This window comes from Shinella zoogloeoides (assembly GCF_022682305.1).
GTDB lineage: Bacteria > Pseudomonadota > Alphaproteobacteria > Rhizobiales > Rhizobiaceae > Shinella > Shinella zoogloeoides_B.
Map to the genome: position 1 here is coordinate 673,913 of NZ_CP093528.1, position 16,235 is coordinate 690,147.

Annotated in this window: 21 protein-coding genes; 13 read left to right on the forward strand and 8 right to left on the reverse strand. The window is 66.0% G+C overall.

The window, feature by feature from the left end; translation table 11 throughout:
• Nucleotides 1-26: 26 nt before the first annotated feature.
• From MOE34_RS03285 to MOE34_RS03305, 5 genes are all read left to right on the forward strand, one after another.
• Nucleotides 27-422 (forward strand): AtpZ/AtpI family protein, encoded by a 396-nt coding sequence (locus tag MOE34_RS03285; protein WP_242220977.1) that lies wholly within the window; start codon nt 27-29, stop codon nt 420-422.
• Between the two features lie 60 nt (nt 423-482).
• Nucleotides 483-1,235, forward strand: coding sequence for a F0F1 ATP synthase subunit A (locus MOE34_RS03290; protein WP_242220979.1), 753 nt, complete (start codon nt 483-485; stop codon nt 1,233-1,235).
• Between the two features lie 65 nt (nt 1,236-1,300).
• Nucleotides 1,301-1,528, forward strand: coding sequence for a F0F1 ATP synthase subunit C (locus MOE34_RS03295; RefSeq protein WP_024270186.1), 228 nt, complete (start codon nt 1,301-1,303; stop codon nt 1,526-1,528).
• A 90-nt stretch (nt 1,529-1,618) separates the two neighbouring features.
• Nucleotides 1,619-2,278: a F0F1 ATP synthase subunit B gene (locus MOE34_RS03300; RefSeq protein ID WP_242220981.1), complete on the forward strand. Its 660-nt coding sequence runs from the start codon at nt 1,619-1,621 to the stop codon at nt 2,276-2,278.
• A gap of 12 nt (nt 2,279-2,290) precedes the next feature.
• Nucleotides 2,291-2,776, forward strand: a complete 486-nt coding sequence (locus tag MOE34_RS03305; protein WP_160785421.1) for a F0F1 ATP synthase subunit B — start codon at nt 2,291-2,293, stop codon at nt 2,774-2,776.
• Nucleotides 2,777-2,866: 90 nt separating this feature from the next.
• Here MOE34_RS03305 and MOE34_RS03310 read toward each other — a convergent pair whose 3' ends face one another.
• From MOE34_RS03310 to MOE34_RS03320, 3 genes are all read right to left on the reverse strand, one after another.
• The gene (locus MOE34_RS03310; protein ID WP_242220983.1) at nt 2,867-3,298 is read right to left on the reverse strand and encodes a nuclear transport factor 2 family protein; all 432 of its coding nucleotides are present in this window, start codon (nt 3,296-3,298) and stop codon (nt 2,867-2,869) included.
• An 86-nt stretch (nt 3,299-3,384) separates the two neighbouring features.
• Nucleotides 3,385-4,053, reverse strand: coding sequence for a ribonuclease HII (locus MOE34_RS03315; RefSeq protein WP_242220985.1), 669 nt, complete (start codon nt 4,051-4,053; stop codon nt 3,385-3,387).
• 232 nt (nt 4,054-4,285) lie between these two features.
• Nucleotides 4,286-5,443, reverse strand: a complete 1,158-nt coding sequence (locus tag MOE34_RS03320; protein WP_242220987.1) for a PA0069 family radical SAM protein — start codon at nt 5,441-5,443, stop codon at nt 4,286-4,288.
• 151 nt (nt 5,444-5,594) lie between these two features.
• On the opposite strand from MOE34_RS03320, the gene MOE34_RS03325 reads away from it, so the two are divergent.
• The gene (locus MOE34_RS03325; protein WP_242220989.1) at nt 5,595-6,128 is read left to right on the forward strand and encodes a glycosyl transferase; all 534 of its coding nucleotides are present in this window, start codon (nt 5,595-5,597) and stop codon (nt 6,126-6,128) included.
• On the opposite strand, the gene moaB is transcribed toward MOE34_RS03325, so the two are convergent.
• The 4 genes from moaB to MOE34_RS03345 all read right to left on the reverse strand — a co-directional run bounded on the left by moaB (nt 6,125) and on the right by MOE34_RS03345 (nt 10,586).
• Entirely contained in the window at nt 6,125-6,673 is a 549-nt protein-coding gene (gene moaB, locus MOE34_RS03330; protein ID WP_242220991.1) for a molybdenum cofactor biosynthesis protein B, read from the reverse strand. The two genes, MOE34_RS03325 and moaB, sit on opposite strands and share 4 nt — an antisense overlap.
• The gene (locus tag MOE34_RS03335) at nt 6,660-7,556 is read right to left on the reverse strand and encodes a 4-(cytidine 5'-diphospho)-2-C-methyl-D-erythritol kinase (RefSeq protein ID WP_242220993.1); all 897 of its coding nucleotides are present in this window, start codon (nt 7,554-7,556) and stop codon (nt 6,660-6,662) included. Before MOE34_RS03335 ends, moaB begins: the two co-directional genes overlap by 14 nt.
• A gap of 4 nt (nt 7,557-7,560) precedes the next feature.
• Nucleotides 7,561-9,402, reverse strand: coding sequence for a tetratricopeptide repeat protein (locus tag MOE34_RS03340; protein ID WP_242220996.1), 1,842 nt, complete (start codon nt 9,400-9,402; stop codon nt 7,561-7,563).
• A gap of 167 nt (nt 9,403-9,569) precedes the next feature.
• Nucleotides 9,570-10,586 (reverse strand): polyprenyl synthetase family protein, encoded by a 1,017-nt coding sequence (locus MOE34_RS03345; RefSeq protein ID WP_160785428.1) that lies wholly within the window; start codon nt 10,584-10,586, stop codon nt 9,570-9,572.
• A 106-nt stretch (nt 10,587-10,692) separates the two neighbouring features.
• On the opposite strand from MOE34_RS03345, the gene MOE34_RS03350 reads away from it, so the two are divergent.
• The 6 genes from MOE34_RS03350 (at nt 10,693) to MOE34_RS03375 (ending at nt 15,209) form a co-directional block, all read left to right on the forward strand.
• The gene (locus MOE34_RS03350) at nt 10,693-10,914 is read left to right on the forward strand and encodes a DUF2007 domain-containing protein (protein WP_242220998.1); all 222 of its coding nucleotides are present in this window, start codon (nt 10,693-10,695) and stop codon (nt 10,912-10,914) included.
• The gene (locus MOE34_RS03355) at nt 10,911-11,717 is read left to right on the forward strand and encodes a tRNA1(Val) (adenine(37)-N6)-methyltransferase (protein WP_242221000.1); all 807 of its coding nucleotides are present in this window, start codon (nt 10,911-10,913) and stop codon (nt 11,715-11,717) included. The genes MOE34_RS03350 and MOE34_RS03355 overlap by 4 nt, the downstream gene beginning before the upstream one ends.
• A gap of 78 nt (nt 11,718-11,795) precedes the next feature.
• Nucleotides 11,796-12,671, forward strand: coding sequence for a S49 family peptidase (locus tag MOE34_RS03360; RefSeq protein ID WP_242221003.1), 876 nt, complete (start codon nt 11,796-11,798; stop codon nt 12,669-12,671).
• A gap of 28 nt (nt 12,672-12,699) precedes the next feature.
• Complete coding sequence (locus MOE34_RS03365) at nt 12,700-12,891, forward strand: hypothetical protein (protein ID WP_160785431.1); 192 nt, start codon at nt 12,700-12,702, stop codon at nt 12,889-12,891.
• A gap of 198 nt (nt 12,892-13,089) precedes the next feature.
• Nucleotides 13,090-14,160, forward strand: coding sequence for a dTDP-glucose 4,6-dehydratase (locus MOE34_RS03370; RefSeq protein WP_242221005.1), 1,071 nt, complete (start codon nt 13,090-13,092; stop codon nt 14,158-14,160).
• Nucleotides 14,161-14,246: 86 nt separating this feature from the next.
• Complete coding sequence (locus MOE34_RS03375) at nt 14,247-15,209, forward strand: glycine--tRNA ligase subunit alpha (RefSeq protein ID WP_242221007.1); 963 nt, start codon at nt 14,247-14,249, stop codon at nt 15,207-15,209.
• A gap of 85 nt (nt 15,210-15,294) precedes the next feature.
• On the opposite strand, the gene MOE34_RS03380 is transcribed toward MOE34_RS03375, so the two are convergent.
• The gene (locus tag MOE34_RS03380; RefSeq protein ID WP_242221011.1) at nt 15,295-15,492 is read right to left on the reverse strand and encodes a hypothetical protein; all 198 of its coding nucleotides are present in this window, start codon (nt 15,490-15,492) and stop codon (nt 15,295-15,297) included.
• A 184-nt stretch (nt 15,493-15,676) separates the two neighbouring features.
• Here MOE34_RS03380 and MOE34_RS03385 point away from each other — a divergent pair, with 184 nt between their 5' ends.
• Nucleotides 15,677-16,225, forward strand: a complete 549-nt coding sequence (locus MOE34_RS03385; RefSeq protein WP_242221013.1) for a LemA family protein — start codon at nt 15,677-15,679, stop codon at nt 16,223-16,225.
• The last annotated feature ends 10 nt before the right edge of the window (nt 16,226-16,235 follow it).

A 16,235-nucleotide genomic window follows, 5' to 3' on the forward strand; every position in this document is an offset into this window, starting at 1 on the left:
CGCGGAAAGAGAACGGGGAAAGCGCCATGGCCGACGATCAAAAGGCAAGTCTGGAAGACCGACTGAAACGCCTGGACGCGGAACTCGCGGAACGGCGCAAGGATGACGGGGCGGAAGCCGCCGCCGAGGCACGGGCATCGGAAAGCCGCAAGGGCTACGCCGTCGCCATGAAGCTCTCGAGCGAGTTCGTCGCGGCCGTCATCGTGGGGGCGCTTCTGGGCTATCTTTTGGACCATTTTGCGGGTACAGGGCCTTGGGGAATGATCATTCTCCTTCTTCTCGGCTTCAGTGCCGGCGTTCTGAACGTCATGCGCGCGGCTGGCATGGTGGCATCGCCCCATCCGGTCGACAGGCTGGCGGGGCGAGAGCCCGGCAAGGCCGGCGGCGGACGGGATGAGAGCAAGACGACGGACGACGCCTGACGGCGCTGTTCGAATATGGGTGACTTCCGCCGTAAGGCGGGCAAGCGAGAGAGATAAACGGTGTCAAACGATCCGACCCATCAGTTCCTGGTCAACAAGATTGTTCCGATCGAAATCGGCGGCATCGATTTCTCGTTCACCAATGCCTCCCTGTTCATGGTCGCCACCGTCGCGGCCGCAGTCGGCTTCCTCTACTTCACCACGGGCCAGCGCGGCCTCGTGCCGAGCCGCATGCAGTCGGTCTCGGAAATGTCCTACGAGTTCATCGCCTCGATGCTCCGGGAAGGGGCGGGCAGTCACGGGATGAAGTTCTTCCCGTTCGTCTTCTCGCTCTTCATGTTCGTGCTGACGGCGAACCTGCTCGGCATGGTTCCCTATTTCTTCACGGTCACCAGCCAGATCATCGTCACCTTCGCCCTGGCGCTTCTCGTCATCGGCACGGTCGTCTTCTATGGCTTCTACAAGCACGGTTTCGGCTTCCTGAAGCTCTTCGTACCGTCGGGCGTTCCCGGCGCGCTGCTGCCGCTGGTCGTCTCGATCGAGGTCATCTCGTTCCTCTCGCGTCCGATCAGCCTCTCGATCCGTCTCTTCGCCAACATGCTGGCGGGTCACATCACGCTGAAGGTCTTCGCAGGCTTCGTCACCTCGCTGAGCGCGCTTGGCGCCGTCGGTGTCGCCGGTTCGATCCTGCCCCTTCTCATGACCGTCGCCCTGACCGGTCTCGAATTCCTCGTGTCGTTCCTGCAGGCCTATGTCTTCGCAGTTCTGACATGCATGTACCTCAACGATGCCGTGCATCCGGGTGGTCACTAAGGAAAAAGTCGCCGGCGCCTTCGGGCGTCGCTCATAGCCGCAACAACCCATTCAAGGAGTTCAACATGGAAGCGGAAGCAGCAAAGTTCATCGGCGCAGGTCTTGCCACGTTCGGTCTCGCCGGCACGGCTCTCGGCCTCGGCAACATCTTCGGCAACTACCTGGCCGGCGCTCTTCGCAATCCGTCTGCTGCTGACAGCCAGTTCGGCCGTCTCGTATTCGGCTTCGCCGTTACGGAAGCTCTGGGCATCTTCTCGCTGCTCATCGCTCTCCTTCTCCTCTTCGCCGTCTGATATCGGCTTGAGGATCGGACCATGGCCCTTGCGGGCCGTGGTCCACCGTACGTTCCGTACATGATCTGAGAGTGCCCCCTGGAGGTGAGCATGTCTGTGACCGCGGCATCTGCCGAGTCCACCCCTTTTGAAGTCGCCCAGGCGGAAACTCCTGCAACCTCGCACGAGACCCCTGCGGATGCGCATGCGGCCCAGCCGGCAGGCGCAGGCGAAGTGCACACCGAGACGGGTGTCGCCCATGGCGAGGAAGCCGGTTCCGGCGTGTTCCCGCCTTTCGATCAGACCACGTTCGCATCGCAGCTCCTGTGGCTCGCGATCACCTTCGGTCTTTTCTACCTTCTCATGTCGAAGGTCGTCATTCCGCGTATCGGCGGCATCCTCGAGACGCGCCATGACCGTATCGCGCAGGATCTCGACGAAGCTTCCCGCCTGAAGGCGGAAGCCGACGCCGCGATCGCGTCCTACGAGCAGGATCTCGCAAGCGCCCGCGCCAAGGGCAATGCGATCGCCTCGACCGCCCGCGAAGAAGCCAAGGCCAAGGCCGACGCCGAACGCGCCAAGATCGAAGCCTCGCTGCAGGACAAGATCGCCGGCGCTGAAACGCGCATCGCCGAGATCAAGGCCAAGGCCCTTGCCGATGTCGGCTCGATCGCCGAGGAAACCACGGCGGCCGTCGTCGAACAGCTCGTCGGCGCCAAGGTCACCAAGGCCGAGATCGCTTCCGCCGTTAAGTCGGCCGCAGGCGAGTAAGGAGAGGGTTCGATGCATTTCGACGCAACATTCTACGCCTTTGTCGGCCTCATCCTGTTCCTTGCCCTCATTGCCTACCTCAAGGTTCCGGGCATGATGGCAAAGGGTCTCGACGCCCGCGCCGAGAAGATCCAGAACGAGCTGGCCGAAGCCAAGCGCCTTCGCGAGGAAGCCCAGCACCTGCTGGCCGAATACCAGCGCAAGCGCAAGGATGCCGAGGCGGAAGCCGCAAGCATCGTCGCTTCCGCTGAACGCGAGGCGAGCGCCCTGACCGCTGAAGCCAAGCAGAAGACGGAAGAATACGTCGCCCGTCGCACGGCGCTTTCCGAGCAGAAGATCAAGCAGGCGGAAGCCGATGCGATCAATGCCGTGCGCGCCGCCGCCGTCGACCTCGCCGTTGCCGCCGCCGAAAAGGTCATCGCTTCCAAGGCCGATGCCGCCACCGGCAAGGCACTGTTCGACAACGCGATCAGCGAAGTGAAGGCCCGCCTCAACTGAGGCACCTTCATGGACGAATTTGAAAAGGCCGCCCTTGGGCGGCCTTTTTGCATTGGGACGATACGCCGTTTCTGGCCGGCCGTTCCGCGACTAGATGATGCCGTGTTCTTTCAGCAGCGCCTGCTCATCACCCGATATCCAGCCGAACACCCGTGGCTCCCCGGCCAGCATTTGAACAAGGTAATGAACCTCGAAGTCGACCGTCACGTCCGGTCGATCCGCCCGCGCATAGGTGGCGGCCCAGGAGACATGGGCCATGCAATGAAGCGCGTCTATCAGGGTAAGGTGGATGCCGCGCAGGTGCATTTCCTTCGTGCCGATGGTGCGGTAGTGCTCATAGCCTTGCACCATGGCCTGCCGGAACCCGTCGTCATTCTTCCCGCTTCTCACGCCGGCCGGGCCGGCGCCTATGAATTCCGGCGCATATAGGGATGCGAATTCATCCGCATCGACCTTGCCGGCAAGGGATCGGTTGAAGAAGCGTTCGTACCGCTCGAAGAATTTTCTGACAGCCGTTTCCATATAGCCCCTCCGAAGTGCTTTTCAGGTCAAGCCTAGTCGGGAAATATGTCGCGCGGGAAGGGGGGACGAAACCGCCATCCGGGGCGTCAATCCTGCCGCAGCGGCCGGAAGCTCATGCGGTGCAGGGGGCAGGGGCCGAGGGACGTGATGGCCTTGCGGTGGACTTCCGTGGCGTAGCCGGCATGGATGGCGAAGCCGTAGCCGGGGAAGTCGACGTCCGCACGCGCCATCATGCGGTCGCGCGTGACCTTGGCGACGATGGAGGCGGCGGCGATGGAGAGGGAGCGGGCGTCGCCCTTGACGACGGCGCGGCCCTCGCAGGCAAGCCCCGGCGGCACGTCGCGGCCGTCCGTGAGCACGAGTTTCGGCGCCATCTCCAGACCGGCGACGGCCCGGCGCATGGCGTCGAGGCTGGCCTTGCGGATATCTATGGCATCGATGCGGCGCGCGGAGCTGGAGGCGACGGAGACGAAGGCCCTCTCAAGGATCAGCGTGAACAGCGCCTCGCGCTTTGCGGCGCTCAACTGCTTGGAATCGTGCAGGCCCGGGGGAATGTTGTCCGGGTCGAGCACCACAGCCGCGGCGACGACGGGGCCGGCGAGCGGCCCGCGCCCCGCCTCGTCCGTGCCGGCGACCGGCCAGAGACCCTTGCCGCGGGCGGCGGTTTCCATCGAGAAATCCGGCCCCTCGGGCATATCGAAAAGAAGGCGGGAATCGGAGGATGTGCGCTTGGCCATGGCGGCGACCATGCACATCCGTCCGATTCCCTGCAAGTCCTCCGACGCATGCGGCGGGTCGGAGGAGCGTCCGGAGCGCCCAGGGGATGGCGCGGGCCGGAAAGCGGTTTCGCCAGGCCCGGCGTCGGCCGGGGCGGCATGGTTCGAATATCGGCGCGCCGTCCCGGCTCCCTCATCCCAGAGCCTTTCCCTTGCCCCGGAGAGGAGGGCGGCGTGCGCGAGGGCATGCCTGTGGGGCGCCGGTGCTACCTCACAGCAGCGAGAGCTGCACTCCGCTGCCGGACGGTGGGACAAACTGGTCGAGGGCGAGCGTGCGGCGGGTGCGGGTCAGTTCCAGCCGTTTCGTCGCCATCTCGAAGCGGCGGGCGATCTGCCAGGCATAAGGGCCTGCGCCCTTCATGCGCTTGCCGAACTCCGCGTCGTAATCCTTGCCGCCCCGCATGGAGCGCACCAGCGACATGACGTGGCGGTAGCGGTCCGGGTAGTTGCGCAACAGCCAGTCGCGGAAGAGGGGGCTTACCTCCAGCGGCAGGCGCAGCAGCACGTAGCTCGCCTCCAGCGCGCCGGCCGCCTTGCCCGAATCCAGCACGCGCTCGATCTCGTGGTCGTTGAGGCCGGGAATGATCGGGGCCACCATGACGGCGGTCGGGATGCCGGCGTCGGAAAGGGCGCGGATCGCCTCCAGCCGGCGCGGCGGGGTCGCGGCGCGCGGTTCCATGGTGCGGGCCAGCTTGCGGTCGAGCGTGGTGACGGACATGCCGACCCAGGCAAGGCCCCGCGCGGCCATGCGGGAGAGGATGTCGATGTCGCGCATGACCAGCGCCGACTTGGTGACGATGGAGACTGGATGGCTGGCCTTGTCCAGAACCTCGAGGATCTGCCGCATGATGCGCCATTCCTTCTCGATCGGCTGGTAGGGGTCGGTGTTGGTACCGATGGCGATGACGCGCGGCTTGTAGCCGGGCCTTGAAAGCTCGCGCTCCAGAAGTCGCGGCGCGTCGGGCTTGGCGAAGAGCTTCGCCTCGAAGTCGAGACCGGCGGAAAGGCCCATGAAGGCATGGGTTGGCCGGGCGAAGCAATAGATGCAGCCATGCTCGCAGCCGCGATAGGGATTGATCGAGCGGTCGAAGGGGATATCGGGCGATTCGTTGCGGGTGATGATGGTGCGCGGCTTTTCGACCTGCACCTCGGTGCGGAAGGGCGGCAGCTCTTCCAAAGTCTGCCAGCCGTCGTCGAACTCCTCCCGCGTCTGCGGCTCGAAGCGGCCGGTGAAATTCAGTCCCGCGCCGCGTCCGCGCCGCCGGTCCACCTCGATGCGCATGCCCGACTGCGCCATCAGGGCGTCGGCAACGTCCTTCGTATGGCCGGGCGCGAGCGCGCCCTGCCTGAGGCTGGCAATATCGTTCATGGCTGTCTCCGGCGGGGCCGTTTCGCCCCGATTCCAATGACTATATTCCTATCGCTGGAATGAGAACAATGCAAGAACAAATTCAGCGTCGTCCTTCACCATGCCGCCGATCCGCCGTGGCAATCCATGCTGCAATGCGGTATGAAGAGGGATGCTGACGATCATCATGGAATGCCGGGACAACGAAGCCGAGCTGGCGCAGACGCTGTCGGCGCTCGTTCCGGGCGCTGTCGAGGGCATCGTGCGTGACGTGATCGTGCTCGACCGCGGCTCGCGCGACGGATCCTCCACGGTGGCCGACGCCGCCGGCTGCCGTTTCCTGGCGACGTGGGACATGCCGGAGGTGCTTCGCTCCGCCCGGGGCGACTGGCTGCTGCTGCTGCAACCCGGCGCGCGGCCGATGACGGGTTGGGTGGATGCGATCGTCGATCATGTGGCCGTCGATCCCGGCCCGGCGCGCTTTCGTGACGCGCGCGGCTATCGGCGGCCGTTCCTCCAGCGCCTCGGGCGCGGCACGCCGCCGTTGGAGCGGGGTTATCTCGTCAGCAAGCGGCAGGCGGTAGCGGCGGCCCGGCCGGGCATGGCGCTTGCGGATATCGCGAAGGGCGGGAAGGCGCGCGATCTCGGCGCGGAGATCGTGCCGGCCTGGGCCGTCAGGGCCATGCGCGCCGAGGCGGGGCGTTAGCCGGTCGAGCGCTTCAGGTGCTCGTCGAGGCGCGGCATGATTTCCACGAAATTGCAGGGCATGTGGCGATAGTCGAGCTGGGCCTTCAGGATGCCGTCCCAGGCGTCCTTGCAGGCGCCGGGCGAGCCGGGCAGCACGAAGATATAGGTGGCGTTGAGCACGCCGCCGGTCGCGCGCGACTGGATCGTCGAGGTGCCGATCTTGTCGTAGGAGATGCGGTGGAAGACTTCGGAAAAACCGTCCATGCGCTTTTCGAAGATCGGCTCCAGCGCTTCCGGCGTCACGTCGCGGCCGGTGAAGCCCGTGCCGCCGGTGGTGATGACGACGTCGATGGCGTCGTCGCGCGTCCAGGCTTCCACCTGTGCGCGGATCGCGGGGATGTCGTCCCTGGCGATGGCGCGGGCGGCGAGGCGGTGGCCGGCTTCCTCGATGCGGGCGGCGAGCGTGTCGCCGGAGCGGTCCGTTTCGGGCGTGCGCGTGTCCGAGACGGTGAGCACGGCGATGCCGACCGGAATGAAAGGTCTCGTCTCGTCAATGCGTGCCATCGTCAGCTCCCAGCGTCCGGGTGGCGGTGAAGAACCAGTGCGGATGCTGCTCCGAGAGCATCGCCGCCGCCGCTTCCGCCGCCTCGTCGCTCCTGTATAGCGCGAAGCAGGTGGCGCCGGAACCGGACATGCGCACGACGCGCGCATCGGTCGCGGCCAGTTTTTCCGTAAGCACGGCTATGTCCGGGCAGAGCACGCGGGCCGGCGGCTCGAGATCGTTGCGCAGGCGTCCGATGGCGTCCAGCCAGTCGGCCGGGGCGGCGGCGAGGGCGAGCGGCGGATTGTGCCGGGAGGCAAGCGCCTTGAAGACGGCGGGCGTCGAGACGCCGGCGAGGGGATTGGCGAGCACCATTGGCAGCGCAGGCATGGCGAGCGGTGTGATCTCCTCTCCGATGCCGCGCGCAATCAGCGGCCGGCCGGCAAGGCACATGGGCACGTCCGCGCCGAGGCCGATGGCGATGGCGTCGAGCGTGGACTTCGGCACGCCGGCCTGCCAGAGGGAGAGAAGGCCGCGCAGCGTCGCGGCCGCATCCGCCGAGCCGCCGCCGATGCCGGAAGCGATGGGCAGGTTCTTTTCGAGATGGATATGGACGGGCGGTGCGGCCTCGCCGATGGCCTCGAGCGCGGCCCGCAGCCGGTCGCGGGCGCGAGTGACGAGGTTGTCGCCCTCGGCGGCAAGCGTTTCGGAGAAGCGGCCGGAAAGGGTGAAACGGTCCTCCTGCGCCGGCGACAGGCCGATGCGGTCGCCGAAGGCGGTGAAGGTCACGAGGCTGTCGAGGAGGTGGTAACCGTCCTCGCGCCGGCCGGTGACGGCGAGCGCGAGGTTGATCTTGGCGGGTGCCGGCGCGAGGACGGCAAAGCCCGAAAAGCTGTTCGTCGGCATCCGGTCAGGACTTGCGGTCGGCGGCCTTGGCTTCCGGCGAGACGTTTTCCGCCGGCTTGTCTTCCTTGGCTTGCGCCGAGGCCGGCTCGGTCTTTTCCAGTTCGGGCAGGCCGTTTTCGATCTTCAGCTTGATCTTCGGGATTTCCGCCTCTTCCGGCTTCAGGCCGAGCGCGCGGTTCCACTGGAAGGTCGCTTCCAGCTTGCGGCCGACGCGCCAGTAGGCGTCGCCGAGATGGTCGTTGATCGTCGGGTCGCCGGCGCGCAGTTCCGCCGCGCGCTCAAGTTCCGCCACGGCGTCGTCATAGCGGCCCATGCGGTAATAGGCCCAGCCGAGCGAATCGACGATATAGCCGTCATCCGGCTTGAGGCTCACGGCCTTGCGGATCATGTCCAGCCCCTCGTCGAGGTTCTGGTTCATGTCCACCCAGGAATAGCCGAGATAGTTCAACACCTGCGGCTGGTCCGGGTTCAGCTCCAGCGCCTTGCGGAAGTTCGGCTCGGCCTTGTCCCATTCCTTCAGCCGCTCATGGGCGATGCCGCGCTGGAAGAAGATGCTCCAGTGGTTGCGGGTCGGAACCGCGCCGATGACGCCGGCCGCCCTGTCGTAGAGCGCCGCCATGGCCTTGTAGTCCTTGGCGTCGGAAAGCACGCTGCCGAGCGCGAGATAGGTGCGAAGGTCCGAAGGATCCGCGTCGATCAGTTCCTGGAGGTGCTTCTTGGCTTCCTCGATCTTGCCCGTATCGTTGAGGTTGAGGCCGAGCTGCAGCTCCGAAATGCGCCGCATCGGCGACTTTTCCGGCACGGCGCGGTAATATTCGATGGCGCGCTCGGGCTTCTTCTGGTTCTCGGCAAGGCCGCCGAGCAGCACCAGAACGTCGTCGCTGTCCGGGTCGAGCGCGCGCGCGGCCTGGAGATAGAGCGAGACGATATCCTCAGCGCCTTCACGGTTCAGCGCGCCGCCGATGGAAAAGAGCACGGCGGCCGCGCCCTGTGCGGCGGTGCGAACCTGCTGCTCCTGCTTCTCGCCGGCCTCAATGCTCTGGCGCAGCGCCTTGAGCGGCGCATAGCTGGTGATGAAGCCGTCGCCGACGGAAACCGCATCCAGCGCCTTCTGCTTGTTGCCTTCGCGCGCTTCCAGGCGTGCCAGCGCCATCACGGCGCGCAGGAACGTGTCCGGCGCGGCGCTCGCGCCGTTGCGGTCGAGGATCGCGTCGTTGAGGCGCGCGCGGGCCGTCGCCTTGTCGCCCGCCGCGGCGGCGAGCGCCCCGGCATGATAGTTCTTGAAGATGGCGAGCCATTCCGGACCCTGCATGCCGGTTATGAGCTTGATCGCCTCCTTCGGCTTGCCGTCGCCGTAGCGCGCCCAGGCGAGCAGCAGGTCGTTCATCATGCGGTCGAGATCGTTCGGACCCTTGTAGGTGAGGATCTTTTCCGCGCTCTTGTATTCACGCTTGCGGATCGCCTCCATGCCGCGAACGGTGGAGGTGATGCGCTCGACGGCCGGGTCGTTCTTGAGCGTATCGGCGAGCTTGACGCCGTCCTCGAACTCGCCGTTCATCAGGAGCGTCACCATCAGGCGCTGCTTGACGTCCGCATTGGTCGGGTCGAACTGCAGAGCGATCCTGTAGAGCGCGACGGCGGTCTCGTAGTCCTTGTCGAAATCGGCGGTGCGGGCGGCGAGGAATGCGCCCGAGAAGGTGTTGACGTCCAGCGGGTCGAATGGCGTTTCCTCGGCGGCGGCCGCTGCGGGCTTATCCTCCGCATAGGCCGCAAGCGGGCTGGCGAGCGCGATGCTGGCTGCAATCGCCACGCCGGAGAGAAGCCGAAGGAGAAGGGAATGCCGCATCAAAATGCCTTTCGCCGCAAATAGGGAGTCCGCCCCGGAACCGCGCGTGACGGATCGTGCCACGACCGCGCCCAAATCAGTCAGGACTCATGACGGCAGAGAATGGCTTTTTTGGCGCGGTGCGGCAAGAAAATCCTGCCGGACCGAAACGGGCCGTCCTTGCGGGATCAGCTCACGCGGGAGATGCAGAAGTCGATGACTTCCAGCAGCGCATCCTTCCACGGCGTTGCCGGCAGCGGCGCCAGCGCGTCGCGGGCGATCATGCCATAGTGCTGGGCGCGGGCGATGGTGTCCGTCAGGCCGCCATAGCGGGTGATGAGGCCGAGCGCGTGGTCGAGATTGGCGTCGTCGCTCTTGCCGCCCTCGATGGCCTCGCGCCAGAAGGCGCGGTCTTCCGCCGTGCCGCGCCGCCAGGCGAGGATGACGGGCAGCGTGATCTTGCCCTCGCGGAAATCGTCGCCGGTGTTCTTGCCGAGATCGGCCGCCTTGCCGCCATAGTCCAGCGCGTCGTCGACGAGCTGGAAGGCAAGACCCAGATTCATGCCGTAGGATTTCAGCGCGTTGCGCTCCGCCTTGCCGGTATTGGCGACGATGGGGCCGACTTCGGCGGCGGCGGCGAAGAGCGCGGCCGTCTTGGCGCGGATGACTTCGAGATAGTCGTCCTCGGTCGTTTCCATGTTCTTGGCGACGGAGAGCTGGAGAACCTCGCCTTCCGCGATCACGGTGGCGGCGGTGGAGAGCACGTCGAGCGCTTCCAGCGAGCCGACCTCGACCATCATCTTGAAGGCCTGGCCGAGCAGGAAGTCACCGACGAGCACGCTTGCCTGGTTGCCCCAGATCATGCGGGCCGTGGACTTGCCGCGGCGCAGGTCGCTCTCGTCCACCACGTCGTCGTGCAGTAGCGTCGCCGTGTGCATGAACTCGACGCTGGTGGCGAGCTTGACGTGATGGTCGCCGTCGTAGCCGAACATCGAGGCAGCCGCGAGGGTCAGCATGGGACGCAGGCGCTTGCCGCCGGAGGAGATCAGATGGTTGGCGACCTCCGGGATCATCTGCACGTCCGAACCGGCTTTCGACAGGATGAGCTGGTTCACCCGCTCCATGTCGGCTTTCGTAAGGTCGACGAGCGGCTTCACCGATGCCTGTTTGTTTTTGCCTTCTTCAAGCGGTATCACGACGCCCAAATGCCCGGACTCCTGTTCATTTTTGTTGAAAGACAATAGAAAGCGGGGCCTTCTGCGGCAAGAGGCGAATTGTCCTCCCTCGGAATTAAGGCTGGAAAAGACCGGAATGATCGAACTGATCCGCACCAACGACGCTGTCCTGCTCTCCTTCGCGGAAAGTCTGATGAAGGAGGCCGGCATCCATTGCCTCATCGCCGACCAGGGCATGAGCATCCTCGAAGGTTCTCTCGGCATGCTGCCGCGCCGTTTCCTGGTGGAAGGCGACAGGGAGGCCGAGGCGCGGCGGATCCTCAAGGACGCCGGGCTGGAAGCGGAACTCAGGCCGTGAACGACGCCGCTCCCGCGCCGGAAAAGCCGGTCACCGAAACCGTCGACGCCTTCCATTACGGCCGCTTCCACCTCGTCCAGCCGAAGGGCGTCGGCCATCGCTCCGGCATGGACGCGATGCTGCTTGCCGCGCTGGTGGCGGGCGAGGGGGCGATGCGCGTCGCGGACCTCGGAGCAGGGGCCGGGGCCGCCGGCCTTGCCGTCGCCGCGCGCATCGAGAAGGCCGAGGTGCTGCTGGTCGAGCGCTCGCCGCTGATGGCGGGCTTTGCCCGCAAGACGCTGGCGCTGCCGGCCAACGCCGCTCTTGCCGGTCGTGTATCGGTCCTGGAGGCGGATGTTTCCCTCTCGGGCAAGATGCGCATCGAGGCCGGCCTTGCCGATGACGTTTTCGACCACGTCATCATGAACCCGCCCTTCAACGACCGCATCGACAGCCGCACGCCCGACGCCCTGAAGGCCGAGGCGCACGCCATGGAGCATGACCTCTTCGAGCGCTGGATCAAGACGGCCGGTGCGATCATGAAGCCGGGCGGCCAGCTTTCGCTTATCGCCCGCCCGCAATCCATCGCCGAGATCATCGCCGCCTGCGGCCGCCGCTTCGGCGGCATCGAGATCACCGCGCTGCACGCCCGCGTCGGCGAAAACGCCCTGCGCATCCTCGTCACCGCCATCAAGGGCTCGCGCGCGAAGCTGTCGCTGCGCATGCCGCTCGTCATGCACGAGGCCGGCCAGCACGACTTCACCCCCTTTGTCGACGCTCTCAACAACGGCCTTTCCGCCTATCCACGCCTGCCGAGAACCTGATTTTTCAGCGTTGCCATTGCGTTTTCGCCCGCCATGCATACATCAGCCGGGCAACCGAACAGGAGACAGGATCGCGCGATGGCCGGATTTTTGAAGAGGCTGGTACCGAAGAGGTTCCGCAAGGAAGGCGTCGTCGTTCCGGTCGTCCGGCTGCACGGGGCGATCATGGCGGGGGGCAGCCAGTTCCGGCCTGCGCTCAATCTCTCGGCCGTCGCTTCCGCGCTGGAAAAGGCGTTTTCCTATAAGGCAGCGCCCGCCGTCGCGATTTCGGTCAATTCGCCCGGCGGCTCGCCGGTGCAGTCGCGGCTGATCTTCCAGCGCATCCGTGATCTGGCCGTCGAGAAGAACAAGCATGTGCTGGTCTTCGTCGAGGATGTCGCGGCTTCGGGCGGCTACATGATCGCGCTGGCCGGTGACGAGATATTCGCCGATCCCACCTCCATCGTCGGCTCCATCGGCGTTGTCTCGGGCGGCTTCGGTTTTCCCGAAATGCTCAAGAAGATCGGTGTCGAGCGGCGCGTCTATACGGCCGGCACCAACAAGGCGATCCTCGATCCGTTCCAGCCGGAACGGGAAAACGAGATCGAATACCTGAAATCCCTCCAGCTCGAAATCCACGAGGTCTTCATCGACATGGTCAAGGCGCGTCGTGGGGCGCGGCTGGCGGACGATCCCGATCTTTTCTCGGGCCTGTTCTGGACTGGAACCCGCGGCCGCGCGCTCGGTCTCGTCGATGGGCTTTCCGGCATGCGCTCGGAATTGAAGCGGCGCTACGGGCCGACGACGCGGCTCGAACTCGTCTCTGCGCCGAAGGGGCTTTTCGGCCGCAAGACTCCGGGCGTCGGGGGGCTTTCCGGCGACATGGCGGAGCGTATAGGCTCGGCAGGCGTCGCGGCCGTGGCCGGCCTTGCGGAGGAAAAGGCGCTCTGGGGCCGCTTCGGTCTTTCAGGGTAGGAAGAACAGGGAAACAAGGGGGAGGGCGATGGCCCAGATCATCTTTCTGCTGCTGGTCGTCGGCGTCGCCTGGTGGGGCTACCGCAAGTTCGTGGCCGACGCCGAGCGGCTGAGCAGGCTGCGCAAGCGCTCCGAGGAGGAGCGCCGCACCGGCGCGACAGGCACGCTGGTGAAGGATCCCGAGACCGGCGAATACCGTGTGCGCCGCGACGACGAGTAACGTTGCAAAACGGTTCCGCGCCTTCGCGGGACCGGCGCAAAACCCGTTTCGTGCCGTTCCGGCACGTTAACCACGCCCCGTAAGGTTAACGCCATATTTATCCGTGCGCTTGCCGGCGGCGCGGTTGCACCCGCGCGCGGGAGGTCCGATCTGTGAGGCATGGGTCGCATGATGCGGCCGCGAAGAACGGAGTAGACCATGGCCTCGCTCGACCTCGACCGGATCCGCACCATCGTCGTGACCGGCGGCGCGGGTTTCGTCGGCTCGCATATCGTCGACGATCTCCTGGCCCATTGCCCGAATGCCCGCATCCGCGTGCTGGACGCCTTCACCTATGCGGCCGACATGTCCCATCTCGACGCGGCATTCCGCACGGGGCGCGTGACGATCCAGGAGGGCGATGTCGGCAACCTCGACCTCGTGACCGAGATGCTGAAGGACGCCGACCTCGTCGTCCATGCGGCCGGCGAAAGCCATGTCGAGCGCGCCTTCGCCGTGCCGGAGCGCTTCACGGTGGCCAATGCGCTCGGCACGCAGGTGCTGGTGGAAGCGATGGGCCGTCGCCGCGTGCCGCTGATGATCCATGTCAGCTCCGCCGAGGTCTACGGCGCCGGCAACGGCGAGCCGATCGGCGAGCTTGCACCGCTCCTGCCCGACAATCCCTACGGCGCCTCCAAGGCGGCCGCCGAAATGCTGCTCTCCGGTCTCGTGCGCGCCTATGGCCTCGATATCCGGGTGCTGCGGCCGGTCAACATCGTCGGCACGCGCCAGAACACGGAAAAGCTGCTGCCGCGCTTCCTGGAGATGGCCGCCATTGGCCAGCCCCTGCCGGTGCATGGCGAGGGCACGCAGGTCCGCGCCTTCGTCACGGTCGCCGATTTCTGCGCGGCGCTGCGCACGGTCGTGACGCGCGGGGCCGAGAACGCCACCTATAATGTGGCGGGCGAGGACGTGCACGATGTCCTCTCCGTCGCCCGCATGGTGCTGGAGGCCGTGCAGGGTCCCGTTTCCGGCATCGGCTTCGTCGCCGGGCGGCCGGACGACGCCAGCCGCTCGCCGCTCGATACCGGTGCGCTGCAAGCGCTCGGCTGGCGTGCGACGGGGACCTTGCGCCGCGCGTTGCCGGGCCTTGCCGCCTGGTATGGCGCACGCGTGCCCGATAGCGCGCGCCGCCGCCTGCTGCAGGTGCCGGAGCTTGCGCCGCAGCGCATGCAGGCCGTCACGCAGGCTGCCGGCTCCGGCCTCTTCCGCTCGCTCGAGCGGCATTGAGGGCGCGCCGCCGCCCGAAACCCTTGACCCCTCGGGCGCATCGTGGCACCAGTCCGCCAGCTTTCAAAGAATGCCGGATAGACCCGATGACCTCCGCCGCCCTGCCTGACCATATGAACCCGACCCGCTCCTTCCAGGGGCTGATCCTGACGCTGCACAATTACTGGGCGGACAAGGGCTGCGCGGTGCTGCAGCCCTACGACATGGAAGTGGGCGCCGGCACGTTCCATCCGGCGACGACGCTGCGCGCGCTCGGCCCACGTCCGTGGCGTGCCGCCTATGTGCAGCCCTCGCGTCGCCCGTCGGACGGCCGCTACGGCGAGAACCCGAACCGCCTGCAGCACTATTACCAGTACCAGGTCATCCTGAAGCCGAACCCGTCGAACCTGCAGGAACTCTATCTCGGCTCGCTCGCCGCCATCGGCCTCGATCCGCTGCTGCATGACGTGCGCTTCGTGGAGGACGACTGGGAAAGCCCGACGCTCGGTGCCTGGGGCCTTGGCTGGGAATGCTGGTGCGACGGCATGGAAGTCTCGCAGTTCACCTATTTCCAGCAGGTCTGCGGCATCGAATGCTCCCCTGTCGCGGGCGAGCTGACCTATGGTCTGGAACGTCTCGCCATGTACGTTCAGGGCGTCGACAACGTCTACGACCTAAACTTCAACGGCCGCGAGGGTGCGGAAAAGATCACCTATGGCGACGTGTTCCTGCAGGCCGAGCAGGAATATTCCCGCCATAATTTCGAATATGCCGACACGGCCATGCTGCACCGCCACTTCATCGATGCCGAGAAGGAATGCCAGGCGCTGCTCGCCGCCGGCGCGCCCGGCGATGCGGAAAACCGGCGCCTGCACAAATGCGTGCTGCCGGCCTACGACCAGTGCATCAAGGCGTCCCACGTCTTCAACCTGCTCGACGCTCGCGGCGTGATCTCCGTCACCGAGCGCCAGAGCTATATCCTGCGCGTGCGCACGCTGGCCAAGGCCTGCGGCGAGGCCTTCCTGCTGACGGATGCCGGCGGGGTGAACTGGAACAGGGACGCGGCCTGAACGATCGGGCCTGCCTGTAGCGAACGAAAGCCATCCGGTCATCCGGATGGCTTTTTCTTTGGGAGGTTCAGGGGGGGGGAGAGGTTCAGGCCAGCGCCGAAGCCTTCACGCCGAGTTCCCACACGGGCTTCAGCGTCGGCATGGCGCCGGTCGGAAGCTGGCCGGCATAGGTCTGGAGCGCCCGGCGCACACCCGACGGACGGTCGACCGCCGCGCCCATCGTGTAGGCGAGGAAGAGGGCGGAAAAGCCGATGACGTTGATGGTGAGGGCGAAGGCTTTCATGGCGGTTGCTTCGGGTTCGCGTTGTCGATGAAGCGACTATCGGCCAAGGCGCGCGGCGGCGCGGTTCCCCCGGTGACAATGGGGGGCAATGGGGGGTGACAGGGGAAAGCGCCCGCCGGGGGCTTTCCAGCGGCGCGGCGGATGCTAAGCTTCCGGCGAACGCGAACAGGGAGCGCAGTACGCCATGATCGGTCTTGCAATCGCGGCAGTCGTCGTCATCTACGCCATCGTCATCTACAACGGCCTCGTGCGGGCGCGGCAGGTGAAGGAGGAGGCGTGGTCCGGCATCGACGTGCAGCTCAAGCGTCGCGCCGACCTCATTCCCAACCTGCTCGAAACCGTGAAGGGTTATGCCGCGCATGAGCGCGAGACGCTGGAGAAGGTCGTGGAGCTGCGCAACCGGGCGCAGGCGGTGCCGGCGGGCGATGTCGCCGGGCGCGCGGCGGCCGAGGGCATGCTGAGCCAGGCGCTCGGCAAGCTCTTCGCGCTCGCCGAAGCCTATCCGGACCTCAAGGCCAACCAGAACTTCGCCGAATTGCAGCAGACGCTCGAGACCATCGAAGGCGAGATCCAGATGTCGCGGCGCTACTACAACGGCGCGGCCCGCGATCTCAACGTCAAGGTCGAGAGCTTCCCGTCGAACCTCGTCGCCTCGGTCTTCAAATTTGCCAAGGCGCCCTATTTCGAGATCGACAATCCGGCCGACCGGGCCGTGCCGACCGTGAAGTTCTGATCCGGGAGGT